The sequence below is a fragment of the Meiothermus sp. genome, from assembly GCF_026004115.1.
Lineage (GTDB): Bacteria > Deinococcota > Deinococci > Deinococcales > Thermaceae > Meiothermus.
Window position 1 is genome coordinate 564,636 of the sequence record NZ_BPIM01000001.1, and the last position, 26,090, is coordinate 590,725.

Annotated in this window: 15 protein-coding genes and 1 tRNA gene; 13 read left to right on the forward strand and 3 right to left on the reverse strand. The window is 64.1% G+C overall.

Translation table 11 applies throughout. From position 1 onward, the window contains the following. Nucleotides 1-59: 59 nt before the first annotated feature. From Q0X23_RS02645 to Q0X23_RS02690, 10 genes are all read left to right on the forward strand, one after another. Nucleotides 60-3,104 carry a hypothetical protein gene (locus tag Q0X23_RS02645; RefSeq protein ID WP_297858850.1) on the forward strand — a complete coding sequence of 1,015 codons (3,045 nt, stop codon included), beginning with the start codon at nt 60-62 and terminating at the stop codon, nt 3,102-3,104. Beyond that, nucleotides 3,101-8,671 carry an autotransporter outer membrane beta-barrel domain-containing protein gene (locus Q0X23_RS02650; RefSeq protein ID WP_297858851.1) on the forward strand — a complete coding sequence of 1,857 codons (5,571 nt, stop codon included), beginning with the start codon at nt 3,101-3,103 and terminating at the stop codon, nt 8,669-8,671. Before Q0X23_RS02645 ends, Q0X23_RS02650 begins: the two co-directional genes overlap by 4 nt. Before the next feature lie 231 nt (nt 8,672-8,902). Next, a complete protein-coding gene (locus tag Q0X23_RS02655; RefSeq protein ID WP_297858852.1) occupies nt 8,903-9,076 on the forward strand; it encodes a hypothetical protein in 174 nt (57 codons plus the stop codon). 72 nt (nt 9,077-9,148) lie between these two features. Beyond that, nucleotides 9,149-12,052 carry a hypothetical protein gene (locus tag Q0X23_RS02660; protein ID WP_297858853.1) on the forward strand — a complete coding sequence of 968 codons (2,904 nt, stop codon included), beginning with the start codon at nt 9,149-9,151 and terminating at the stop codon, nt 12,050-12,052. A gap of 119 nt (nt 12,053-12,171) precedes the next feature. Next, entirely contained in the window at nt 12,172-13,152 is a 981-nt protein-coding gene (locus tag Q0X23_RS02665; protein ID WP_297858854.1) for a folate-binding protein YgfZ, read from the forward strand. A gap of 88 nt (nt 13,153-13,240) precedes the next feature. Further along, nucleotides 13,241-14,443 (forward strand): CinA family nicotinamide mononucleotide deamidase-related protein, encoded by a 1,203-nt coding sequence (locus tag Q0X23_RS02670; protein ID WP_297858855.1) that lies wholly within the window; start codon nt 13,241-13,243, stop codon nt 14,441-14,443. Beyond that, a complete protein-coding gene (gene thpR / locus Q0X23_RS02675; RefSeq protein WP_297858856.1) occupies nt 14,440-14,964 on the forward strand; it encodes an RNA 2',3'-cyclic phosphodiesterase in 525 nt (174 codons plus the stop codon). The genes Q0X23_RS02670 and thpR overlap by 4 nt, the downstream gene beginning before the upstream one ends. A gap of 53 nt (nt 14,965-15,017) precedes the next feature. Continuing rightward, complete coding sequence (gene recA / locus Q0X23_RS02680) at nt 15,018-16,067, forward strand: recombinase RecA (protein WP_297858857.1); 1,050 nt, start codon at nt 15,018-15,020, stop codon at nt 16,065-16,067. Nucleotides 16,068-16,403: 336 nt separating this feature from the next. Next, nucleotides 16,404-18,179 (forward strand): ribonuclease Y, encoded by a 1,776-nt coding sequence (gene rny / locus Q0X23_RS02685; protein ID WP_297858858.1) that lies wholly within the window; start codon nt 16,404-16,406, stop codon nt 18,177-18,179. A 173-nt stretch (nt 18,180-18,352) separates the two neighbouring features. Continuing rightward, complete coding sequence (locus Q0X23_RS02690) at nt 18,353-19,873, forward strand: CoA-acylating methylmalonate-semialdehyde dehydrogenase (RefSeq protein ID WP_297858859.1); 1,521 nt, start codon at nt 18,353-18,355, stop codon at nt 19,871-19,873. Between the two features lie 65 nt (nt 19,874-19,938). Here Q0X23_RS02690 and dnaJ read toward each other — a convergent pair whose 3' ends face one another. Continuing rightward, nucleotides 19,939-21,021: a molecular chaperone DnaJ gene (gene dnaJ, locus Q0X23_RS02695; RefSeq protein WP_297858860.1), complete on the reverse strand. Its 1,083-nt coding sequence runs from the start codon at nt 21,019-21,021 to the stop codon at nt 19,939-19,941. Between the two features lie 407 nt (nt 21,022-21,428). Between dnaJ and Q0X23_RS02700 the strand changes: the two genes are divergently transcribed. Continuing rightward, on the forward strand, nt 21,429-22,544 hold the full coding sequence (locus tag Q0X23_RS02700; RefSeq protein ID WP_297858861.1) for an aminotransferase class V-fold PLP-dependent enzyme: 1,116 nt from the start codon (nt 21,429-21,431) through the stop codon (nt 22,542-22,544). An 88-nt stretch (nt 22,545-22,632) separates the two neighbouring features. Here the strand turns inward: Q0X23_RS02700 and Q0X23_RS02705 are convergent, their stop codons facing one another. Next, entirely contained in the window at nt 22,633-23,364 is a 732-nt protein-coding gene (locus tag Q0X23_RS02705) for a diguanylate cyclase (RefSeq protein ID WP_297858862.1), read from the reverse strand. A 204-nt stretch (nt 23,365-23,568) separates the two neighbouring features. Between Q0X23_RS02705 and Q0X23_RS02710 the strand changes: the two genes are divergently transcribed. Continuing rightward, a complete protein-coding gene (locus tag Q0X23_RS02710; protein ID WP_297861150.1) occupies nt 23,569-24,825 on the forward strand; it encodes a replication-associated recombination protein A in 1,257 nt (418 codons plus the stop codon). Nucleotides 24,826-24,898: 73 nt separating this feature from the next. On the opposite strand, the gene Q0X23_RS02715 is transcribed toward Q0X23_RS02710, so the two are convergent. Continuing rightward, nucleotides 24,899-24,975, reverse strand: a tRNA-Trp gene (locus Q0X23_RS02715). 103 nt (nt 24,976-25,078) lie between these two features. Here Q0X23_RS02715 and Q0X23_RS02720 point away from each other — a divergent pair. Continuing rightward, on the forward strand, nt 25,079-26,035 hold the full coding sequence (locus tag Q0X23_RS02720; protein ID WP_297858863.1) for a carbohydrate kinase family protein: 957 nt from the start codon (nt 25,079-25,081) through the stop codon (nt 26,033-26,035). Nucleotides 26,036-26,090: the final 55 nt, after the last annotated feature.

The window sequence follows — 26,090 nt, forward strand, 5'->3', positions numbered from 1 at the left end:
TAGGGCCCACTCCCCGGTTGGGGGGTGGGCAACCCGTCCATCCACATGTGCGAGAGTTTATGAACCCCCATAAAGCTGGCCATGAGCTCTCGCACGACCTTTTCAAAAACATTCAATTGCGCAACTTCATGAAGAAGTTTTCGGCTTTCACACGGGTTCAACCCAGCCCGATCCAGCACTTCTCTGGGGGACTGCTGCTGGTTTTATGGTTGAGCCTGGCCTGGGCCACCCCTGCCGGTACCGTCATTCGCAACCAGGCCTTGGCTATTGTGAACGGACAAACCTATCTGTCCAACGAAATTGAGACCATTATACAGGCCGTGTGTGTACCCTCCCTAACTCCAAACGGAACCTCAGGGGCCCCCGCCCAGTCTGCGGTGGTGTCGGCCGGGGGATGGGTGTACTTTGCATATCTGCTGCGCAACAGCGGCAACCAGTCGTTTACCTTTGACCTCGGCTGGGCACAAGACAGCGCCCCCTGGTCGCCTGTTGGAGTAAAGTTGTATCACGATGCCAACGGCAACGCCCAACTGGATGCCGGGGAAATGGAGCTGAGCCAGGCTACCCTGGCCCCCGCCCAGGAAATTCGACTGCTTTTGGGACTACAAACCCCTTTGACGGCTGCGGGCAACCTGCATATTGGCCCGGTCGCAACCTGCCCCGATGGTACGCGCGATAGCGACAACTTGAGCCGGGTGGGCATTGGCAGCGGAGCTGCCCTGAACGTGATCAAGTCGGTAGACGCCACCCAGGCCCAAGAAGGACAGGTAGTGGGCTTTCGCATTCGGGTTTGGAACCTGGGCAACGCCCGGACCGAGGGGCCCATTTACGTGAGCGATTGGCTAGACAAGCCGGAACTGCGCAACCTGACCTACGTGATGGGTTCGGGCAGCGCTGCCAAGGGGCGCCTCGAGTACAGCGACGGCAGCACCTGGAGTACCCTCGAAACCCAGGTGCGGGGTATTCGCCTGGTGCTGGAGGGCCTCGAGGCCGGCGAGGAAGCGTTCTTTAGCTTCCAGATGCAGGTGGAGGCCGGGGCCACCCCAGGCGATCGGCTTAACCTTGTGACGCTCGAGTCGGCCAGCAGCCGCGCTCAGGCTACCGCAGGGCTGCAGATTATGCCCCGCTACGCCCACGCTTTGGGGCCCCTGGACAACCCCGAGGCCATGGGCGCTGCCGACGAACAGTCGGCCAGGGTGCTTGCCGGACAGCCTTATTGCTTCCGACACACCCTGCTCAACAACAGCAACGCCGACGACCTGTATAGCCTGGAAGCGGTGGGCTTACCGGGCGGGGTGGGCCTCAGCTTCCGCACGCTGGCGGGCGGCAGCCTGCCCCAGCCCATTGTGCTGCCAGCCGGGTCCCGCCAGAGTTTTGCCGCCTGCCTGACGGGACTGCCCGCCAGCACCGCGCCCTTTGCCTTCACTTTGCTGGCCCGTTCGGCAGCCACGGGTCAGACCGACCCCACCCTCAACCGAGTTTTGCAGGTGCTGGATCCTTCGCTGATTACCTTGCGCAAGAGCACCCGCACCGGCCCCACCGTGACCCCCGGCGAGCGGGTGGTTTATACGCTGGAAATTGAGAACCCCTTGCCTATAGCCCTCGAGAATGTCCTTGTGGAAGACGTGCTGGATGCGGGCCTCGAGTTCGTCTCGGCTTCGGAAGGCGGTACCTACACCTCCACAAGCCGCACAGTGCGCTGGAACCTGACCCTGGCGGCAGGCAGCACCCGCACCCTGAATCTCGAGGCCCGGGTAGCCAGTAGCGCTCCCAACGGCGCAGTCATTCCCAACCGCTTTAGCCTGCGGGCCGATGCCATCAGCAACCCGCTGCTCTCCAACACGGTTAGCCTGAACGTGCTGGCCTCGGTGCTCTTGCTGGAAAAGCAGGTACAGCCCAACCGGGCCAGCGTGGGCGACCTGCTGACCTATGCCGTGACGGTGGTAAACGTGGGCCCGGTGGCGCTTACGGTGCGCCTCGAGGACACCCCGGAGGCTGGCCTGCTTTACCTGCCCGGGAGCGCCACCCCCGGCGAGCCCCTCCTGCAAGGAAACCGGCTTATCTGGGACAACCTGACCTTAGCCCCCGGCGCCCGCATGGTAGTGAGCTACAAAATGCGTGTCGGAGCCGGAGTCGGCCCTTCGCTTCGGAACACCGTGCAGGCCATCGGCAGCGCTGGTAGCAACGCGGCGGTAGCCAGCGCGGTGGCTTCGGCGGTGGTGCAGCTCCAGCAAGGGGTGTTCACTCCGCCCCACAGCTTGCTGGGACGGGTCTTCCTGGACACCGACCGCGACGGCCGGTTCACAACGGGCCTGGACGTGCCGCTGCCGGGCGCACGGGTGCTCCTGAGCAACGGGCTACAAACCCTGACCGATAGCGAGGGCCGCTACAGTTTCCGCAACCTGCCGGGAGGGCTCTTTGAGGTGATGCTCGAGCCCGCCTCGGCCCCCTTCCAACCCCTCCCCCACCCGGAAGCCCTGGGACGATCCCCTTCGGGACAGACGGCTGACGCCGCTGTTCACCCGGGGGGACGATCCCCTTCGGGACAGACGGCTGACGCCGCTGTTCACCCGGGGGGACGATCCCCTTCGGGACAGACGGCTGACGCCGCTGTTCACCCGGGGGGACGATCCCCTTCGGGACAGACGGCTGACGCCGCTGTTCACCCGGGGGGACGATCCCCTTCGGGACAGACGGCTGACGCCGCTGTTCACCCGGGGGGACGATCCCCTTCGGGACAGACGGCTGACGCCGCTGTTCACCCGGGCGACGGCTACCGCCACCGGGTGCGGGTGGAGGGCCTGACCGTGAGCGACTTCCCGCTCGAGCGCCCCACCGGTCTGGCCCGGGCCATGCGCGAAACCACCCTGGAGTTTGGGCCGCTGAGGGTGGAAAAGAAACTGCTGCCGCTCCCGAGCGGCATCCGGGTGGTGCTGGTTCTGAACGCCGCCGAAACCCTCACCGACCTGACCCTTACTGACCCCCTGCCCGGCGGCGGCGAACGGGTGTTCCGGTTTGCGCAGTTCCAGGGCACCCAGACCCTCACCTACGACCTGCCGGGTGGCTTTTTGACCGATCCTCAGGCCCGCTGGAGGTATCCGTGAAGAGGACAGGGCTCAGAGCACAGAGCATCCTGCACCCTGGGGTGTTGCTGGCCTTGAGCTTCTGGCTCCTGGCTTTCGGCGGCATAGCGCTGGCCCAGGCCCGCACCGACCTACGGGGCATCGTACCGGGGAATCGGCTGGGCTGGGAGATTCAGGAGCTGCGGGCCAGCGTGGTGGTGAGCAAACCCACCCTTCTGAACCTGCAAATTTATTCGCCCGGCTTCGACCCGAACGATTACCGCCGTGCCCTGCAGGGCCAGGAAGAGCTGGGCGACGAACGCTACGACAAAGGCCAGGGCAAAATGGTGGCGCAGTTTGTGCTTTCGCACGACGGGCAGATTCTGGCCCAGCAGACCTACCAGGTGGAGCCCCACCGCTGGGTGCTGTTCTTCCGGGGCCCGGTTGAGCCCGGGGTATACCAGCTTTCCAGCCGCCTCTTAGGCCTGGGCAAGAACGCCTTCCGCTACCGCATCCAGACCAGTGTGCCCGGGGCCGCCGAGCTGCTGGTTGATCCCACCCTGCAACTCTACGATGTGCGCCAGTTCCAGGTCGGCAACCCCCTCTCGGTCGCCACCATCAAGGGACAAGGCTGGCTCGAGCCCTTCGTGCTGAACGTGAGCCCCGGGGTACTGCCCCTGCGCGTGGGCTTCTACGACGAGGACGGCGCCAAGGAGATGGAAGGCCGGGTACGGCTGCCGGACGGGCGCATAGAGCCGCGCGAGGTTTCCGGCGACCGGAACTGGGCCTATTACGAGATCCGCCAGCCGGGGGTGATTACCTTTGGCTTTCGCCAGCCCAAAACCGCCACCCAGTACTCCAACACCATCGGCTTCCGGGTAGATGCCTGCATGGAGGTCGAGCAGAACGCCTTCCGGGTGGTGGCTCCGCGGCCCGTAACCGCCAGCGCGGTGGACAGCGAAGGCCGCCCCCTGAACGTACCCATTGCCACCGAGGGCGACAAAATCCGAACCCTTACCCTCTCCACCCTGCCGGAAGGCTACCGCCTGGTGCGGGTGGAGGTACAGGGCGGCGAACGCCTGGGCAACCAGAGTGTGCGCTTTGGCTGTGCGGGGGGCCAGGCCCGCTTTGTGCTGGAAAAAATCGCCCCCCCTGAACCGGCCCCAACCCCCCTGACCACGCTGGAAGTTGAGGCGGTGCTGGTGCTGCCAGATGGCGAACAACCCCTGGACCTGAAGGTGCAGGTAGGCGAACAGGAGATAACCTTGAACCAGGGAAGGGCAAGCCTGCAGCTACCGCCGGGCGGCTTCAAGCTCACCCCCCAACTGAGCGGCGCCCGCATGGTGGGGCCCGCGTCGGTAGCGCTCGAGGGCGGCCAGACCCAGCGGGTGCGCTTTCTGGTTTACCCGAAAGTAGAGCTTAGCCTGGAAGCCGCCCCGACCACGCTGCGGGTGGGCGAACAGACTACCCTAACGGCCCGTGTCAGCACGGCTTTCCCCCGCCTGCTGCCCGCCGATCTGGAGCTTCTGCTACCCCCCTGCCTGGAGGCCCTGGGCGCCACCCGCCTGACCGCCCCCGTGGCCCAGGGCCGCAACGCGGTTTTGCAGATACAGGCCCGGGCCACCTGCAAGGCCGAACCTGTGGTCAAGGCCGCGCTTTCTCCCTGGCAACAAGAAGCCTCCGCCGGCTTGCGTATCCTTCAGCCCGCTACCTTTACCCTGCGCAAGGAAGCGCTCACCCCCAGTGTGGTAGCAGGCGGTGAAGCCACCTGGCGCCTGCGGGTACAGAACACCGGCGACGAAGCGGGCCGGGTACGCTTGCAAGACAACCTGGCCGCAGGGCTGCAGGGCTCGCCGCTCGACCAGACCCTAAAGCTTCAGGCCGGTGAAGAACGGGTGCTCGAGGTACGCGCCCGGGTAGCCCCGGACGCACCCGCCACCCTTACGAACACCGCCCGCCTGCTCAACGAGCAAAACCAACCCCTGGCCCAAGCCCGCGCCGAGGTACAGGTGCTGCGCCCGGTGGCCGAACTTTCGCGCACGCTCGACAAGCGCATGGTGGTACCGGGGGAGGTGGTGGAGGTGCAGCTGAAAGTACACAACAGCGGCCAGGCCCCCCTGACCTACACCCTGCACGACACCTACCCCGAGTGGCTCGAGGTGGCCCAAAGCCCAGCGTTCAGCGGTATGCTCGCGCCCGGGGCCAGCACGACCCACGCCTACCGGGCCCAGGTGCGCTTTGGGGCCCCGGCGGAGGGGAGCTTCCTGGCCCGGCTCTCCTCCAACGGCGGTGATAAAACCGCCCCCGATTACCTCCAGCGCACCCTGTTGCGGCTGGAAAAAACCGTCGAGCTAGCGCGGGTGCTGGTGGGGAGCCCGGTAACTTTCTCCCTGCGCGTGGGCAACCCCACCGACCACCCGGTAACCCTCGAGCTGCAAGAGTCGCCCGACGAAGGCCTCAAGATGCAGCTACCCAACAGCCTGCGCTTCACCTTAGGGGCTGGGGAAGTGCGCGAACTGCGGCTCGAGGCCGAGGCGGGCCGGGTGGGCCTGTTGGAAAACCAGGCCACGACCCTGGTAAACGGGGTTCCGGCCTCCTTCCCGGCCAAAGCCATCCTGACCGCGCTGCCCCTTATGGAGCCTTTGCGCCTTTCCACAATCTACCTGGAGTTCAACGTCCAGAGCACTATCACCGGGGAGCGCCTGCTGCTCACCCACCTGCCCCCCGACCCAGCCGCTTACGAGCCCGGCTCAGCCCGGCTCGACGGCAAGCCCATCCCCGACCCCCGGATAGACGAGGCAGGCCGGTTGTTCTTCGAACTGCCCTACCAGACCCAGGGGGTCTTTTCCTACCAACTGCGCCACCGCGAGGGCCTGGGGCCCATTGCCGAACCCACCCTGACGCTGCGCCTTGCCGACCGCGAGGTGTACCTGCAAGGCCAGCAGAGCTACGCCAGCTTCGAGAAAGCCCGACCGCTACAGGCCCAGTCCCGCGAGGGTTTCATTCAAGAACCTCTGCCCGGCACCCTCTTCCGAGTGGACAAGGCCCGGGTGGTGCTGCAAACCCCCTACGGCCTCGAGACCCGCCTGAGCCTCAACGGACAGCCGGTAGACAGCAAAAACCTGGGCCAGGCCACCTACGATACCGGCAAAGGTCTGCAGCGCCTGGAATACTACGGCCTGCCGTTGCAACCGGGCCGGAACCTAATAGAGGTGCAAACTGTGGCCGGCTCCGACCGGGTGGAGGTCTTTTTAACGGGTAACCCCACCCGGCTGGAGGTACGCCCTCTGCGCTTGCTGGCCGATGGCCGGACGCCGATTGAGCTAGAGATACGGGCCCTGGATGCCCTGGGCCTGCCGGCGGGCTTTGGCGCCGTGACGGTGGAGACCTCCATCGAGCCCACCGATCCCGACGCCTTCCCACTTTTGTCGGGTTATCAGTTGCTGCTCAAGGACGGACAGGCCCTCCTGCGGCTCAAGCCCACCCCCACCCCCACCTCGTTGCGCCTGCGGCTGGCCTTTGACGAACTCGAGGGCCAGGCCGAGTTCTTTGTGCTGGGGCGCCAGAACCGGCTGTGGCAGTTCCAGGGCAGCGTGGGGATGCGCTTGGGCGAGAGCATTCAGGTGTTTGGCCTGGGGCGTGGCTACCTGGAAAGCCCCTTGGCCGCCGGCACGCTGCGGGCCGCCCTGGATGGCTCGCTGCGCTTTAACCAGGGCCAGCCCCAGGTGGAAAGCGGCCTGCGCGATTTACCCGACCCCAACGGGCGCTTCCCCCTGACGGGTACGGGCAACGAGGCCCAGTGGCCCCTGCGCTCGGACGACCCGGTGGCCCTGCGCTACGACCAGGCGGGCTTTAGCCTGGGCTATTATGCCGACCAGTTGAGCGTCTTCGGGCTCAGTGGGCTGCCCCAGGGCACCGCCCTGCGCATCGAAACCCGCGACGATCTGGCCCTGCAGGGCTTTGCTGGCTGGCTCCCTGTGAACAGTAAAACCGACCTGATCGTACCCGACGGCACCCGCTTCTACCGGCTCAGTGGCCCTGCCGAGCCCGGCAGCGAGCGGGCGGTGCTCCTGGTGGGGGCCAGCGAAAGGCCCCTCGAGCGCCTTAAGGATTATGTACTAGACGCCGCCAGCGGCACCCTGACCCTCGCAGAGCCGTTGTGGCCCAGCGCCCCCGACTTCCAGCCGGTGCGCCTTAGGGTGGTGTATGCCCCGCTGGGCAGCGCCCGCGAACTCGGCTACGGGGCTGGGGCCCGCTGGAAGCTGGGCGATTTCAGCATTGGCGCGGGGGCGGCGTACCTGCCCGGCAGCGGCTGGCGCTACGGGGCCGAGGCCGCCTACCAGCTTCCTGGCTTTGGCCTGCGGGCTACCTACAGCCAGGGGATCGTCCACGGGCGGCTGGGCCTCGAGCTCTCTGGCAAGAACGGTTCCCTCGAGTCCAGCGCCAACCTGGCCTACGAGGGCAGGCTCCAGGGCCAGGCCCAGGTGGCCTACAGCCTGAGTGAGGCCGACCGGGTCTTGCTGGAGCACCAGACCGCCGAGGCCAACCGCACCGGCCTGCTCTACACCCGCCGTCTCACGCCCGCCTTCTCGGTGGGGGGCGGGCTGGGCTACACCTGGGAAAGCGGCACCACCCTGGCCCTGGGCCGGCTGGGCCTGGAAAGCGGGGCTTTGAGAAGCGAGCTCACCCACGCCCAGCCTTTTAGCCTGACCGAGAGCGCCTTCACCCGCCTGCGCAGCACCCTTGCCCTGGATGCCAACCTGAGCGCCGAGGCCGACCTGACCCAGACCTGGGGCCTGGGCCTATCGGGCAGCCTGGGGCTGAAGCAAAAACTGGGGGGCGCCAATCTTTCCCTCGCCTACCAGCTCCCGGGGGCCTCGGGCGAGGGTAACCGGGCCCGTTTTGGCCTGGAGGCCCCCTTCCCCCTTTCTGATAGCTGGAGCCTGAACGCCAGCGCTGGCTATGAGCGCAGCTTCTCCAGCGGTAACGACCAAATGGCCTTTGGCCTGGCCCTGCGCTACCAGGCCGAGAACTTCGCCGCCACCCTGGGCGGCGAGACCGCCTGGGCCGCCGGTCAGCCCAAGGTGGTGCTGCGGGCCGGAGCCACCGGGCAGCTCGACGCCCAGCAGTCGCTCTCGCTGGACGCCAACTACCAGCTGGTGCCCACACTGGAGGGCCGCTTTACGCTGGCCTATGCCCTGCGCGGGCGCGAGGCCTCGCTGCTCACCTACCACCGCCTTAGCAGTGGAACTGAGCGTGTTCTCGAGGGGGCCCTGGCCGCCAGCTATCAGCCGGATCTGGCTTTCCAGCTCCGCCCCAGCCTGGCCTACCGCCTCAAGCTGGACGACCCCGCCGGCCACACCTACCAGCTGGGCCTGGGCGGCAACTACTACTTCACCGACTGGCTGGGCCTGGGAGCCGCCGCCTACTACCAGCTCCAGCCCGGCACCCAGAGCAGCGCCACGGCGTTTTCGCTCGAGGCCAGCTTCCGGGTGGTAGAAGGCCTGTGGTTCAACGCCGGCTACACCTTTGGCGGCTTTGTGGGCCCGACCCCCGACACCGCGCCGGGTTTTTACCTTCGCCTCGATATTCTGGGAGGTGGCCGATGAAGAGGTCTTTGATCGTACTGCTCCTGCTGACCCTGAGCCTGGCCCAGGCCCAGGTCATCCGCAACTTCACCTCCCGCTATAGCACCAATACCACAGGCGACATTGTACTCATCGGCAACACCCTCATGACCTGCTCCCCAACCGGTACAAACGGCGGCCAGTGCGCCAGCGCCAGGAACGGTACAACAAGCGGAAGACTTGGCCAACAACAACTCCTACACCATGATTTACGTGGACACAGACGGAGATAGCACCACCTTCAACTCCTCCTCGGCCAGCCTCAACCTGCCTGCTGGCGCCACCGTGCTCTGGGCCGGGCTCTACTGGGGTGCCGAAGCACCCAGCCTGCCCAGCCCCAGCCGGTTCGATTCCGCACCCCCGCCAGTGGGGGCTACACCACCCTGACCGCCACCCAGACCGACTTACTCACCGCTATCAGGCCGAAGTCTCTACCATAGCTTCGTTGAGGTCACCAGCTTGGTTCAGGCAGGCGGTAATGGAAACTACTGGGCCGCCAATGTTCAGGGTAGCCCCAATAACAGCAACCGCTACGCAGGGTGGAGCCTGGTGGTGGTTTATCAGCACTCCAGTCAACCATTGCGTCACCTGAACGTCTTTGACGGGTACGCGCAGGTTGGTGGTACAACCACGGTCAACACCACCATCAGCGGCTTCCTAACCCCGGCCACCGGCCCGGTCACCTTGCGGTTGGGCACAGTGGCCTACGAGGGCGACCGGGGAATAACGGGCGACCGTCTGCGGGTTAACGGCACGGATGTTTCCAACGCCACCAACCCTGCAACCAACTACTTCAACTCCACCATCAGCGACCTGGGGTCGCACGTTTCCAGCAAGAACCCGAATTACATTGACCAACTTGGCTTCGACATCGATCGCCTGGAAAACACAGGTCTGCTGGGCAACAATCAGTCCTCGACCAGCGTAGCTTTTGTCTCTACCGGCGATGCCTACTATCCGGGTATCCTCACCTTTGCCGTCAACATTTACGCCCCCGACCTCACCTCCACCTTCGCCAAGAGCGTAGCCGACCTCAACGGGGGCAACGTGCTAGTAGGCGACATCCTGGAGTACACCATCAGCTTCACCAACACCGGCCAGGATGGGGCTACCAAAGTGGTGGTGCGCGACCCCATCCCGGCGGGCACCCAGTATGTGCCGGGCAGCTTGCAGGTCGTCAGCAACGCTACCGGAGCCCCCACCGGCAGCTTTACCGACGCCAGCGGAGACGACATCGCCGAGTACAGCCCCGCCTGCAGCGAACTTTCCGGTAGCCCCCCTTGTGTGCGCTTCCGCCTAGGCACCGGGGCCAATGCCAGCCAGGGCGGGCTGATTCCGCCTACTCAGGGGGCCAGCCTGCGCTTCCGGGTTCAGGTACTCCCCAGCGCCGCCGGCCAGACCATTACCAACATCGCCCAGGTAAGCTACAACGCCCAGACCCTGGGCACCGCCTTCAGCCAGACCGCCAGCGCTAACGCAAATAGCACCGTGCCCACCTCCCCCAGCCTCAGCAAGGCCTTCAGCCCCAGCAGTATCCCCATCGGCGGCACCAGCACCCTCACCATCACCCTGAGCAACCCCAACGCCACTGTCGCCACGCTGACCGCTACCCTGGTGGACAACCTACCGGCTGGCCTGGTGGTGGCCAGTCCCCCTGCGGCCAGCACCACCTGCCCGGGCGGTTCGGTAACGGCCGCCGCGGGTAGTTCCACGGTAACCCTAAGCGGAGGACAGATCCCCGCCAACGGCGCCTGTACGGTTACCGTCAACGTTACCGGCAGCAGCCCAGGCAGCTACACCAACACCCTGGCCGCCGGAGCCCTGCAGACCAACCAGGGCAACAACACGGCCCCCGCCAGCGCCAGCCTTACCCTCCAGGGGGCCAGTCTCTCGGGCCGCATCTACGCCGATCTACAGCCCAACGGGGTGCGCGAGCCGGGGGAAGACTGGAGCAGCGGGGCCCCCGTCTATGTGAACCTGGTGCAAGGCAGCAGTGTGGTGCAGTCGGTAGCGGTGAACCCTGGTAGCGGGGTTTACACCTTCAGCACGGTAGCTCCAGGCAGCTACACCCTCGTGGTGACCAACAGCCCCACCAACACCACCCCCACCGCGCCCTCCGGCTGGCTCTTCATCAACCCCAGCGGCAGCCGTACCGTCGGCATGGGCAGCAGCAATATCGCTGACCAGGACTTCGGTTTATTCAACGGTTCGCGCATCCGGGGCACGGTATTCCGCGACGATGGGCTGGGCGGGGGCACTGCCAACGACGCCTGGCAAAACGCGGGTGAACCAGGTATTCCCAACGCGCTGGTGAGTGCATCGGACGGAACCAATGTGCGCAGCACCACCACCGATGCCAGCGGGCTTTACACGCTCTTTATCCCGGCTAGCTTTGGTTCTAGCCTGACCCTCTCCCACCCCCTGCAGCCCGCCACGGGCAGCAACGTGAACGGAAGCAGCGTTAGCCTGGCCTCCGGCTACGGCAGCGCTGCCGCGGCCAGCCGAACCATCGGTGGCTTTGCCCCTGGGCAGTACTACGAGGGCTACAACTTTGGGGTGGTGCGCGAAAGCCGCTTCTCCCCCGATCAGTCGAGGCAGTCGCCCAGCCCGGCTACGATTACCTATAGCCACCTGTACCGCCCGGGCACCCTGGGCACGGTAAACCTTGTCCAGAGTGGGGGCAGCTACACCTACGCCCTGCGCCGCGATGTGAACTGCGACGGCGATTTTGCCGATGCGGGCGAGAGCTTCCAGCCTTTGCCACAGAGCTTTACGGTGGGCGCCTCCTGGCCGCGTGAAAGCGACGGCAGCTTGCGAGCCTGCGCCCTGGAGTTGCAGGTCGTGGTGCCGGCAGGCTTGCCGGCGGGGCGGGTGGACATGGCCCAGCTCCAGGCCGCCCTGGGATGGGCCAACAACCCGACCCTTACCGACACCCGACAGGTCTTCGACACCACCACCGTGATTACGGCGGGAACCTTGCAACTCCTGAAGGAAGTGCGTAACGTGAGCACCGGGAGCCCCTTCGCCGCCAACGTGCTGGGGCGGCCCGGGGAGGTGCTCGAGTACCGCATCGCCTATCAGAACATCGGCAGCCAGCCCATCTTCAATGTGGTGTTGAGCGATCCCATTCCCTTTTTCACTACCCTGGTGCAAAACGCCTATGGCGGCACGGGGGAGCTCGAGCTGGCCTGCCCAAACAGCACCCTGGTACGCCCCGATCTGGGCAGTGTGGGCGGCATCAACCTAAATCTAGCCTCGCTGTGCAGCCTCAGCACCGCCCCCAACCCCAGCGGCAGCGGCACCCTACCGGCGCTATTGCCGGGTGAGGGCGGGTATTTCGTGTACCGGGTGCAGATACAGTAAAGCGGCCCCGTAGCAGTTCCAGAGCACACCGTTCTATCCTGCACTTTTGTAGCCCCGGCCAAGGCTGACATGGTGAGGTTGTGGGGGTTTTGATTGCAAGAAAGCTTTACACTAAAAGCATGTCGTTGCAGGCATTGCACGAGGCGCATGGGGTGACCTGGCGTACCCAGGGTGAGCAAGTGATTCCGTGGAACTACGGCGACGTCGAGGCCGAACTCGAGGCCCTCCGGTATGGCGCAGCCCTGCTCGATTTCGCCGAATATGGGCTGGTGGAGCTAAAAGGTGCCGACCGGCACGATTTTTTGCACAACCAGTGCACCTCCGACATCCGCCGGATGCCCGAAGGGAGCTGGCTCGAGACGGTTTTCCTGAACGCCAGGGGCCAGATTGAGCATATAGGTCTGGTGCTGCATCTGGGTGAGTCCTTCTGGATTAGCTCCCCCAGCGCCAAAGCCCTCGCCAACCGTTTTCGCAAATACATCGTGTTCGATCAGGTGGAGGTGAACGAGCTCCAGGGCTGGCTCACCCTGCGCCTGCAGGGCTCCAAAGTCGAGCAGGTCGCAAAGCGCTTAGGGCCGCTGCCGCCGCGTTGGGGGCTCCAAAAAGGCGAGGGCCTGGTCATGACCCGTGATGAGCTGGGCCTATGGCTTTTTGCAAGCGCCGCGCAGGCACCGCTGTTTACCAAAATGCTGTTGGAGAATGGAGCTACGCCGGTAGGCCGCGAAGCCTGGCAGATCTGGCGGGTCGAGCGCGGTCAGGCCGATCTGCCCGAGGCCCTGGGCGAGCTGCCCCAGGAGGTCGGCTGGGAGGGCCGGGTGAGCTACAAGAAAGGCTGCTACCTGGGGCAGGAGATTATGGCCAGGCTCGAGGCCCGGGGTAACACCCGCTACCAACTGATGGGCCTGCTGGGCCAGAAGGAAATCCCCGCCGGGGCCGAGGTTTTCCGCGAGGGCAAGCGAGTAGGCCGGGTGGGCACCGCAGTGGAGTCGCCCCATCTGGGCGCGGTCGCCCTGGCACTGTTGCGCAAGGAGCTGGCCCCCGGCGACCAGGTGCAGATTGAGGGCTGGTCGGCCACCGTGTCGGCATTGCCCATGCAATAAAACATGCCTCCTCGCCACTGCCGGTTCGTATGATGGGGGGCAGGCCTTTGACGTTTTTCAAAAATCGCTGTAATCTATAGGAGTTATTATGTTTTTAGCAGAAATAATTGGCGTGGGGGATGAGCTCTTATACGGCGAAACCGTGGATACCAACACGGCTGAGATTGCCGTCAGCCTTCAGCCCTACGCCGTAGCGGTGCGCCGGACGCTTCGGGTCGCCGACGACCTGGAAACCCTGGCCCAGGAGGTACGTCAGGCCTGGCAAAAGGCCCGGCTGGTGGTGCTTTCGGGCGGGCTGGGCCCCACCCCCGACGATATCACCCGCGAGGCCATCGCGGCCGCCCTGGACGAGGATTTGCAGCTTGACCCGGCAGTGCTGGAGTGGCTTCAGAAGCTCTTCGCGGAGAGGGGCTGGAAGATGCCCGAGACCAACCGCAAACAGGCCCAAAAAATCCCCTCGGCCCGCTGGATCGAGAACCCCAGGGGCACCGCGCCGGGTTGGTGGGTGCACCAGGAAGACAAAGACCTGGTGTGCCTGCCCGGCCCTCCGGCCGAGTGGCGCCCAATGTGGGCCGAGATCCTGCCCCAGCTGCATCTGCCACAAAAGCCCTACAAGCAGGTGACCTTCAAGACCTTTGGCCTGGGGGAGTCGCGCATTGTGGAGTTGCTGGGCGAGCTGTTTAAGCGCAACGGGCAGGTCGAGGTGGGCACCTACGCTAAAATGGATGGGGTGGCGGTGGTGGTGCGCGGCGAACCAAGCCTGGTAGACCGCCTTGCGGCTCAGATCCGCCCCCTCCTGGACGAAGCGGTTTGGGGCCAGGATGCCGACACTTTACCTGTGCTGGTGCTCAAAAGGCTGGAAGTCCAACAGGCCACCCTGGCCACCCTCGAGTCCATGACCGGGGGGGTGCTGGGGGCCCTCCTGACTGGGGTCGCGGGCGCTTCCAAAAGTTACCTGGGCGGGCTGGTTCCCTACCACCCTTCGGCCAAGTCCCAACTCCCCATTGACCCAGGTGTAGCCACTCAACATGGTGTGGTTTCTGCTGCCTTCGCCGAGGCCATGGCTTCCGCTGCTCGCCACATGCTGAACTCAACCTACGCCCTCTCCACTACCGGGGTGGCCGGGCCCGAAGCCCTGGAAGGTCAGCCGGTAGGTACGCTCTTTGTGGGACTGGCCGGTCCGGGCGGCGTCAAGTCCAGGCACTTTCGCCTGCCCGGCGCCAACCGCGAAATGCTGCGCCAGCGGGCAGCCCATGCCGCCCTGGCCTTTTTGCTGGGTGAGCTGCAATGAGGCTCTTCTATGCCATCTTCCCCCCGCGCGCGGTGCAAGAAGCCCTGGGCGAAGCCCAGGAAAAAGTGCGGGGTTTCAAGGGCTGGAAGCTGAGCCCACCCCCCCAACTCCACATCACCCTGCTCTTTTTAGGACCACAACCCGAGGAGCGCCTGCCGGAGTTCCGCCGAATCGGACGGGAAGTAGCCGCCACAGTGCCAGAGTTTAAGGTAGAGCTGGCTGGAACCGGGTACTTCCCCCCCACGGGCTCACCCCGGGTCTGGTTTGTCAAGGCCAGCGGGGTGGGCCTGGAACCCCTGGCCCAAAGACTGCAGCGAGCGCTTCCAGAGATAAAAACCGCAGCGTTCCACCCCCACCTGACCCTGGCCCGCAAAAAAGGCCCAGCCCCTCGCATTGGGCCGCTGGTACTGAATCTACAGTTCCAGGCCAGAGCAGTATGCTTGGTGGAGTCTAAGCTGGAGCGTTCGGGTTCACAGTATCGCGTTATAGAGCAGTTCCCGCTTGTCAGTATCGCGTTATAGAGCAGTTTCCGCTTGGTTGAGTCGCATCCCCGGCAGTTTGAACAGGAGTGTATATGGATAAGGAGAAACAAAAAGCGTTGGAAGGAGCCCTAAAGTCCATCGAGAAGCAGTTTGGTAAAGGGGCCGTGATGCGCCTGGGCGAGGCCCCCCGGCAGCAGGTGGATGTGATTTCCACAGGCAGCTTAGGTCTGGATATGGCCCTGGGCATCGGCGGCATTCCCAAGGGGCGGATCATCGAGATTTACGGCCCCGAGTCGGGCGGCAAGACCACCCTGGCCCTCTCCATCATTGCGCAGGCCCAGCAGGCCGGTGGGGTAGCCGCCTTCGTAGACGCCGAGCATGCCCTGGATCCCATTTACGCCAAAAGCCTGGGGGTCAACATCGACGACCTGCTGGTCTCCCAGCCCGACACCGGCGAACAGGCCCTGGAAATTGTGGAACTCCTGACCCGTTCGGGCGCCATCGACGTGATTGTGATTGACTCGGTGGCCGCCCTGGTGCCCCAGGCCGAAATCGAAGGGCAGATGGGCGATGCTTTTGTAGGCATCCAGGCCCGCTTGATGAGCCAGGCCCTGCGAAAGCTCACCGCAGCCCTCTCCAAGAGCAACACCGCGGCCATATTTATTAATCAAATCCGTGAAAAGGTGGGCACCATGTACGGCAACCCCGAGACCACCCCCGGCGGGCGGGCGCTCAAGTTTTATGCCTCGGTGCGGCTGGACGTACGCAAACAGGGCCAGCCCATCAAGGTAGGCAACGATGCGGTAGGCAACCGGGTACGGGTCAAGGTGACCAAGAACAAGCTGGCCCCCCCCTTCCGCGAGCACGAGATCGAGCTGTACTTCGGCAAGGGCATTGACCCCCTGGCCGACCTGGTAACAGTAGCGATTGCCACAGAAGTGGTGGACAAATCGGGCTCCTGGCTTTCCTACGGCGATACCCGGCTGGGCCAGGGCAAAGAGAAGGCTGCCGAGTTCCTCAAGGGCGAACCCCGGATGGCCCAGGAGATCCGCGAGAAAGTTTTGGCCCAAGCTGGTAAGCTATCGGTATTGGCGACCCCAGGAGAGGACGAGGAGTCTTCTGCCGTGGTTGCCGAAGCTTAAACTGCTTGCTAGGTGGGGTTCTCCCAGTATGAAGGACCAGGAAGCCATTGTTCTCAAAATCTGCCCGCTGGTATGCAATTGGGCCAAAGGGCGGCTTGGTGCAGAGCTTGGAAGCGGTCTACCTCTGGTGTGGCGTTTGGCTCGAGCAAACCCAATGGTGGTTCCGACCCGTACTCCGCAGGTGCGGGGTGATTTACCCCAAGCACAGCGAATTGTTCGGGGTATGCGCGAACCATGCTATATAAGGATTTGCTCATAGCAGGAGATTTATTTAGCAACTAAACGCCCGCCAGACCCGAAACTGTGAGAACCTCCTTGCAAACCCTGGAGGTACCGATGGCCTTTACTCCCCTGGATCTTATACTCACGCTTATCGTGATCGTGCTGGCGGTGGTTGTGGTGCTGCTATTGCAGCGCAGCAATCGCCAGAGCGAGGTTAATAAAAGCGAACTCGAGGCCGCCCGCCGCGAGGCCCAGCAAACCCTGGAAGCGGCCCGACGCCAGGCCCAGACCGCTTTAGAGCAGGCCCAGGCCCAGGCCAAGACCCAGCTCGAGGCCGCCCGCAGCGAGGCCCAGAGCCTGCGGCAAAGCGCCCAGGCCGAGGTGCAAAGCCTGCGTCAGAGCGTACAGGCCGAGCTTGAGCGCCTGCGCACGCAGGGCGAGGAGCGCCTGCGCCAGCAGCTCCGCGAAGAGCGCGAACGCCTGCAAGCCAGCCTGCAAGCCGAGCGCGAAGCCCTGGTTAGCGAACGTGCCTCCATCCAGGCCGAGCGTGAGCGGCTACAAGCCGACCTACAGGCCAGCCGGGCCGAGCGCGAGGAGCTCAAACGCGAGACCGAACGGCTGGCCCGGCGCGGGGAACAACTCGATGCCCGCGCGGCCAAGCTCGATGAGCAGGAAGAAAAGCTCGATGCCCTGGAGAAGGCCCTCGAGGCCCGCCAGGCCGAGCTGGCCCAGCGCGAGCGCCAGATCGACCTGAAGCTCCAGGAGGTAGCCGGGATGAGCGCGGAGGAGGCTCGCAACCTGCTTCTGTCGCGGCTGGACGCTGAGCTGGAAGAAGAAAAGGCCCTGCGGGTCAAGGCCAACCTTGAAAGAATCCGGCTCGAGGTCAAGCGCGAGTCGCAAAAGCTCCTGGCCCAGGCTGCCCAGCGCCAGGCCTCCGAGACCGCGGCGGCCCTGGCGGTTTCGGTGGTGCCCATTCCCTCCGATGCCATGAAGGGCCGCATCATCGGGCGTGAAGGCCGCAACATCCGTACCTTCGAGGCCCTTACGGGCGTAGACCTGATCATTGATGACACCCCCGAGGCCGTACTGCTTTCTAGCTTCAACCCCATGCGCCGGGAAATCGCCAAGATGGCCCTCGAGCAGCTGGTCGCCGATGGCCGTATCCACCCCAGCCGCATCGAGGAGGTGGTGGAAAAGGCCAAAAATGAGATGAAGACCTTCATCTACGAGCGTGGCGAGGAGGCTGCCCTGGAAGCCGGGGTGGTGGGCCTCAAGCCTGGCCTGGTACAGCTTCTAGGCCGCCTGCACTTCCGCTCGTCGTATGGCCAGAACGTGCTCAAGCACTCGGTGCAGGTCGCCCACCTCACCGGCATTATGGCCGCCGAACTGGGCCTGGATGCCGCCCTGGGCCGCCGGGCCGGACTGCTGCACGACCTGGGCAAGTCGGTAGACCGCGAGATCGAGGGCACCCACGTGGAGATTGGCATAACCCTGGCCTCGCGCTTTGGCGAGCCCAAGGAGGTCATTGACGCCATCGCCCACCACCACGACCCCGAGAATGGCGAGACCCTTTACTCGGTGCTGGCTGCCGCCGCCGACGCCATCAGCGCGGCCCGGCCCGGTGCGCGGCGCGAGAGCCTGGAAGAGTACATCCAGCGCCTGGAGCAGCTCGAGCGCATCGCCCTCAGCTTCCCTGGCGTGGACAACGCCTTCGCGGTGCAGGCTGGGCGCGAGGTGCGTGTGATCGTCAAGCCCGACCGCATCAGCGACGCCAAAGCCACCCTGCTGGCCCGCGAGATCGCCGGGCGCATCGAGCGCGACATGAACTACCCCGGCCAGGTGCAGGTGACGGTGGTGCGGGAGAGCCGGGCTGTGGAGTACGCTAAATAATCCCGCTCATCCCTGCCACGCTGAAATCCTGTGGCTAGAAGCCTGTACCCAACCGGTACAGCAGGAAGGGTATTTAGACAAACTGTCCATTGCAACAGATGGAACATTGCGCCTACCATAGGTTTATCTGGGCCAAGTCTTCTAGCTATTTCTAGCCCGTAAGGAGGCAGCATATGGCAGTCAAAGAACCCAAAATCACCCTCAAGCGCGTTTCGCACTGGATCGGCGGCAGGCTAGTCGAAGGCAATTCGGGCCGCAGCGGCATCGTCTGGAACCCCGCCACCGGACAGCAGCAAGCTACTGTGGATTTCGCCTCGGTAGAGGAGCTCGATGCCGCGATTGCTGTTGCCAAAGAAGCCTTCAAGACCTGGCGGCAGACCCCCCTCTCCCGCCGGGCCGAGATCATGTTCAAGTTCCGCGACCTGGTAGACCAAAACCGTCGCAAAATTGCCGAGCTGATTACCCTCGAGCACGGCAAAACCCTTGCCGACGCCCTGGGCGAAGTGGCGCGGGGCCTGGAGAACGTTGAGTTTGCCACCGGCATCCCCCACCTTCTTAAGGGAGGCTTTTCCGAGCAGGCCAGCCGGGGGGTGGACGTATACCAGATCCGTCAGCCGCTGGGGGTGGTAGCGGGCATTACCCCCTTCAACTTCCCCGCCATGGTGCCCATGTGGATGTTCGCCAACGCCATCGCCTGCGGGAACACCTTTGTCCTGAAGCCCTCGGAGAAAGACCCCTCGCCCAGCCTTTTCCTGGCCGAACTTTTGCAGCAGGCGGGGCTGCCGGACGGTGTATTCAACGTAGTACACGGCGACAAGGTGGCCGTAGATCGCATTCTGGAGCACCCCGACATCAAGGCCGTAAGCTTTGTGGGCTCTACCCCCATCGCCCGCTACATCTACGAAACCGGCACCAAGAACGGCAAGCGGGTACAGGCCCTGGGTGGGGCCAAGAACCACATGATTGTGCTGCCCGATGCCGACATCGGCATGGCCGCCGATGCCGCCGTGAGCGCTGCCTATGGTTCGGCAGGCGAACGCTGCATGGCCATTTCGCAAGTGGTTGTGGTGGGTGACCAGACCGCCGACGAGTTAATAGCTGCCATCCGCGAACGGATGTCCAGGATTAAGGTGGGGCCGGGCATGGAAGAAGGCGTGGAGATGGGGCCGCTGATCACCCGCGAGCACCGCGACAAGGTAGCCTCCTACATAGAGAACGCCCCCAAGGAAGGAGCCACCGTGGTGGTGGATGGTCGGCAAGACCCCATTGCCCAGTCTGAGGGCTTTTTCCTGGGCACCAGTCTACTGGATCATGTAAAGCCCGGCATGAAGTGCTATGACGACGAAATCTTTGGGCCAGTGCTGGGGGTGGCCCGCGTCAAGACCTACGAGGAGGCCGTGCGGATGGTCAATGAGCACCCTTACGGCAACGGCACGGCCATCTTCACCCGCGATGGGGGCGCCGCGCGGCAGTTCCAGTTCGAGGTAGAAGCAGGCATGGTGGGCATCAACGTGCCCATCCCGGTTCCGGTGGCCTACTACAGCTTTGGCGGCTGGAAGGCCAGTCTGTTCGGCGACCTGCACATGTACGGCCCCGAAGGGGTGCAGTTCTATACCCGGGCCAAGGTTGTAACCAGCCGCTGGCCCGACCCCAGCACCTCCAAGGTAGACCTGGGCTTCCCGCAGGTGCGTTAGGAGAAGTCGTCGCAGCCTCCAGGCCCCCACTGTTTTTGGGTGGGGGTTCTATTTTTGGCCCGGAGCTACCCCCTGAATACCCGCTTCACCTTGTCCCAGAAGCCCTCGGGGGCAACCTCCTCGCCGACCTCCTGGGCGTACTGGCGCAACAGTTCGCGGGCTTTTTTGGAAAGGTGCTGGGGCACGGCAATTTGCGTTACCACCTGTAGCTTGCCCCGGCTGCGGCTGCCGGGGTGGGGCAAACCCTGGCCCTCGAGCTCGAATACCTCGCCGTCGTGGGTGCCGGGCGGCACGGAGAGCTCGAGGTCTTGCTCCAAGCCAGGGATAAGCACCCTGGCCCCCAAAGCAGCCTGGGCTAACCCTAGCTCGAGCTCATAAACCAGGTTGGTACCTTCGCGCTTTAGGTGCGGGTGGGGCTTGATGTGTGGCCGTACAAACAAATCGCCCGGCCCCCCAGGCCCCAAGTTGCCCATGCCTGAAACTCTTAGAAGCTGGTTCTCGTCTATGCCCGCCGGCATGTTGACCTTTATTTTCTCCTTGCGCCGTACCCGTCCCTGGCCCTTGCAGGTTTGGCAGGTCTCGGAAAGGGTATAGCCCCGACCCCTACAGGCCGTGCAGGGTACCTGGGCCACCATATTGCCAAAAAAGGTGCGCTGAACCTGCTCGAGCATGCCCCGCCCCCCGCACGAACGGCAGGTCTGGCGCTTGCCGCCCTGCCCATTGCAGGTTTCGCAGGTTACCAGGCGGTCGTACTCGATCTCTTTCTCGACACCGTGCAGCACATCCACCAGCTCCATCTCGATGGCAGCTTCCAAGTCCTCGCCCCGCGGTGCGCGGCCTCCCCCGCCGCCGGGCGAGCGAAAGCCAAAGACCTGCTCAAACAGGTCGAAAATATCACCAAAATTGCCACCGCCCGCCCCGCCAAACCCACCGGGTGTCGCGGTGCCGTAGCGGTCGTAGTTGGCGCGCTTTTCGGGGTCTGAGAGCACCGCGTAGGCTTCGTTGATTTCCTTGAACTTCTCCTCGGCGGCCTTGTCGCCGGGGTTTTTATCGGGGTGGTACTGGAGCGCCAGTTTTCGATAGGCCTTCTTGATTTCGTCGGCGCTTGCATTCCGGTCTACGCCGAGGGTTGCGTAGTAGTCGTTCATCGAAGTTTAGTCTATCAGGCTGAGGTATTTTTCTTGTGGGATTGGACACACGCAAATCGGGTGGGCCAAGCAGCGCCAGGTTGTGCTCGTTGAGGCCTCGAGGTCGATATGTTGGCTGCACGGTCAGGGGCTCAAGCAGGTGATGAGCAATTTGCGGGGCCCAGTATGCCCCTAAGTGCGCCTTGGACGCAGGGTGTATTTTGACAAACCGCATACACCCCTGTATATTCAGACCAGATGCGATTCTCCGCTCGAGACCGCAGGTGCGAGCCCGGCAAAAAGCGCAGAATGCAGTCAAAGCGATGAAACCCCTTCACCCTGCTCGAGCTACCCTCTAACGGTGCTCTTCCTTTGGAAGAGGCCGTGCGGGTGTGCCCAGCGGGGAATCTTTTTGTTTGGAGGAATGCATGGTTCTGTTGACCCCCGGCCCCACCCCCATTCACCCCAGGGTGCAGACTGCCCTGGCCAAGGAGATGCGCGGGCATCTCGACCCTGAGGTGCTGGCCACCAACCGCCGTATTCGGGAACATCTGAATGTTCTGTTCGATCCGGGCGAGGGCGCTTTGCTGGCCGCCATGCCGGGGTCGGGCAGCCTGGGGATGGAAGCGGGCCTCACCAACCTGGCCGACGAAGGGGATGCGGTCTTGCTGCTGGTGAGCGGCACCTTTGGTGAACGCATGGTGGAGATTGCCCACGCCTACCAGTTCGACTACAAGGTGCTGCGCTCCGAGCCCGGCCAGCCCATTGACCCCCAGGCGGTGTCGGAGGAACTGAACCACCGCCCTTACAAGCTGGTAGCCCTGGTGCACGGCGAAACCAGCACCGGCGTGCTCAACCCGGTAGAGGAAATTGCCGCCCTGGTACAGGCCCACGGGGCGCTGTTTATGCTGGACGCCGTTACCACCGCGGGCATGATGCCGCTCTCCATGCAAAAACTGGGCATAGACTACGCCTTCACGGGTAGCCAGAAATGCCTCTCGGCCCCGCCCGGACTGGCCCCCTTTGCCCTTTCGCTGCGGGGACGTGAGTGCCTGGGGCAGGTACGGGGCTGGTACTCCGACCTCTCGAGGGTCGCGGTGTACTGGGAGCAGGAAGGTTACTTCTGCACCTCGCCGGTGCTGCTGCACTACGCGCTGGAAGAGGCCCTCAAGCTGGCCCTGGAAGAGGGCCTGGAAAAGCGCCAGCAACGCGCCGAGAGCCTGTACGCTGCGGTGCTCTCGCTCCTGGAAGAGCTGGGCTTCAGCGCTTATGCTGCCGAAGGCGCCCGCCTGCCCACCGTGCTGGTGGTGCGCCCCCCCCAGGGGCTGCACGAGTCGGAGATCCGCAAAGCACTCTATGCCAAAGGGGTCTCGGTGGCCGGGGGCATCGGCCCCACGGCCGGCAAGGTGCTGCGGCTGGGCCTGATGGGCGAGAGTGCCCGGCCCGAGCACTACCGGCTTTTCTTCAAGGCGCTGGGAGAGGTGCTGGGCAAGAGCGGCCTCGAGCGGGCCTTCGAGGAACGGGTGGGGCTGATAGCAGTCTAGGTGGCCAAAGTCTCCAGGCAAATCGCAAAACAGGCAAGCATTATCGGCCATCAGCTATCGACTATTGACTAAAGACCTTCTGACCCGCTCAATGCTGTGTCAGGTAGTAGTGCTCGAGTTCCCCCTCGAGCTGCGCCAGGGCTTGCTGGATGCTCATGCCTTGCAAGGGCAGTACCCCATAGGCCCGGATGACCAGGTTTTGCCGGATACGGCGAAACACAATCTGGGCGCCCTCGAGGTTGCTGCCTTGAAGAGCAATCAAAAACTGGCCCGGCTTGAGCCGAAAGACCATATCGGGCTGGCGCAGGTACTGCAATAGCTCGGCCCCAGGCTGGTCGGAGGGGGTATGCAGCAACAAAAGCGTGACAGGCCGCACCGCCGAGAGGGTCTCGAGGCTCGGGGCCAAAGCTTGCAGGGCCGCATAGGGCAGAATGCCCTCCTGGGCACGCAGGCCCATCTGGGTGGGGGTGGGCAAACCGGGCACCTCGCGCCGGAGCAGGAAAAAGAGCCCCACCAAAAACACCAGTCCCCCCAGCAAGCTCGTCACCGCCGCCATAACCGCTACATCTGCAGGCACCTCGGCCAGGTCGCGGCTGGCGGCCACCGCCACCACGCTGCTCATGAGCCCCAGACCCAGCACCCAGAAAAAGCGCACCTGCGGGCCCAGCGGCACCCTGGCATACAAGCTAGCGGCTGCAGCCAGAATCAGGGCGGCCACCAAAAACACCACCCCGGGATAGATGCTCTCCTGCCGGGGGAATAGCCACAAGGGCGACAGGCCCAGCAGAACAAACCCCCAGGGCAATAAGGATAACCACATAGGCCACAGCATAAGATTGAAGTTTGGATTGCCCTGCCAAGAATGACCATGATGGAGAGGCCAATGGTCTATGGCTCAAAGCAAAAGCAGGCGTTGCAACCTTTGCTAACCAACAGATCGTACACGCTAGATAATTGTTGCAGTGCTCTGAAACGAGGAGCGCCATAGACTGCGCCGCGCCTCTGCTACAATTACGTTGTGAACATAGCCCCTCTGGCCGAACGGGTACGCCCCAAAACCCTGAGCGAAGTGGTGGGGCAGGAGCATCTGACCGGGCCTGGAAAACCATTGAGGCGGATGCTCGAGACCCGCCGACTCTCCTCTTTTATCCTGTGGGGGCCGCCTGGAAGCGGCAAAACCACCCTGGCCCGCCTGATGGCCCAGGGAGTAGGGCAGGCAATGGTGGCCCTCTCGGCGGTGAATGCCGGGGTCAAGGATATCAAGGAAGTTGTCGTGCAGGCACAGCAAAAAGGCAGCCTGGTGCTCTTTCTGGATGAAATCCACCGCTTCAACAAGTCGCAGCAGGACGCACTCTTACCGCACCTAGAATCGGGCCTCCTGACTTTAATTGGAGCGACCACCGAAAATCCTTCCTTCGAGGTGAACCCGGCCCTGCGCTCCCGAGCCCGGGTGTATGTGCTCAACCCGCTCGACGAGGAGGCTACCTTAAGGCTCCTGGAGCGGGCCCTCGCCCACCCCCAAGGGCTACAGGCCCAGGCCGAGCCCAAAGCGTTGGAGCTCATTGCTCAGGCCGCCATGGGCGACGCAAGGCGAGCCTTGTCGGCGCTGGAACTCGCCGCCAGCCTGGGCGAGGGCCAGATCAGCGAAGCCGCCGCCCGGGAAGCCCTGGGCAGCGGCACGCTCAACTTCGACAAAGGGGGCGAGCACTTCTACGACCTGATCTCGGCGCTGCACAAGAGCGTGCGCGGCAACCACGTCGACGCCGCGCTGTACTACCTGGCCCGCATGATTGAGGGCGGGGCCGACCCGTTGTACCTGGCCCGCCGCTTAGCCCGCATGGCCGTGGAGGATGTGGGCCTGGCCGACCCCAATGCGCTGCGCCTGGCCATGGCCGCCAAGGATGCCTACGACTTTCTGGGCAGCCCCGAAGGCGAGCTGGCCCTGGCCGAACTGGTCATCTACCTGGCCCTGGCGCCCAAATCCAACAGCAGCTATGTGGCCTGGAAAAACGCCCAGAATGCGGCCCGCGCACACCCCGACGCAGCCATCCCCCTCCCCCTCCGCAACGCACCCACCGCCTTGATGCAGCGGCTCGGCTACGGCCGGGGTTATGCCTACTACCACGACGACCCCGAGGGCAGCTTTGCCCAGCAGTACCTGCCGGATGGTCTGGAAAGCCTGACCCTTTATCAGGCCACCGGGGAAGGCTGGGAGGAACGGGTGCGCGAACGATTAAAGGCCCTGCGGGCACGTTTTGCCAGCAAAACGAAGCGGACGTAATATGCAACCCCCAGTGGAAATGTGCGTTCTGGAGCTTGTGCTGCGCATGGTGTAATCGGTACGAACTTATTTCTGGCGGGCCGTGAAGGATTCGAACCTCCGACTTTTCGTTTTGGAGACGAACGCTCTACCGGACTGAGCTAACGGCCCAAACTGTTCCAGCCTCTCGCTGGCGCATCGGATTTTAGCACAGGGACGAAGAACCGGCAACCGGGCGGCGAGCTATACAGCGAGCTGGGGTAGAATCGGCCCAATGGCAGACCCCAAACCCCTCGTTGCCCTGGGCGACCTCACCTGGGATGTACTGGCCAAACCCAATACCCTGCTCCTGCCTGGCGGTGACACCACCGGAAGGGTCTTGCTCATGGGGGGTGGGAGCGCGGCCAATGTGGCGGTCTGGGCGGCGCGGGTGGGCTTCCCGGCAAGCTTCATTGGGGAAGTAGGGCGCGACCGCTTCGGTGAGTTTGCCGTACAGGAGCTGGCGGCTGAAGGTGTGGAGCCACACATCATCTGGAACAGCAGCAACCCCACCGGGGTGATACTGGTCTTGATTGATGCGGCGGGGCAACGCTCCATGCTCACCTCGCAGGGGGCCGACTTCGATCTGCGCCCCGAGGAAGTACCGGTAGAGGTCATCCAGCAGGCAGGGCACCTGCACGTGACAGCCTGGTCGCTCTTTACCGACCCTCCGCGCCAGGCAGCACTCAAAGCTGTGCATGTGGCACGCGACGCCGGTCTCACCATCTCCTTCGACCCGGCCTCCTTTCAGATGATTCGGGAGATTGGGCGCGAGGAGTTCCGCCGCATGACCCGCGACCTTTCGCTGGATTTTGTATTTCCCAACCTGGACGAAGGCCAGGCCCTGACCGGCGCCAAAGAGCCCAGGGATGTCCTCGAGGTGCTGCAAAAGCTCTACCCAGAAGCCATGATTTTGCTCAAGCTGGCCGCCGATGGGGCCCTGATTCTGGACCGGGGAAATCTAATCGAACTCCAGGCCACCCGCGACCGGCCCGTAGATGCCACCGGCGCGGGCGATTCGTTTGGGGGTGCTTTTCTGGGGCACTACCTGCGCTCCAGGGATGCCCTGGCAGCAGGCCAGTTGGCCGTTCAGGTAGCAGGCTGGGTCATCGGGCGGTTCGGGGCCCGCCCCCCCATGGATACCGAGATTCGGCAGCGCCTGGAGCACTTTGGCTATGCGCAGCTAAAGTAAACCGGGATGAGGCAGGCCCTTGCTGGCAAGCTAGGGCAGGGTCGGTGCGTAAACC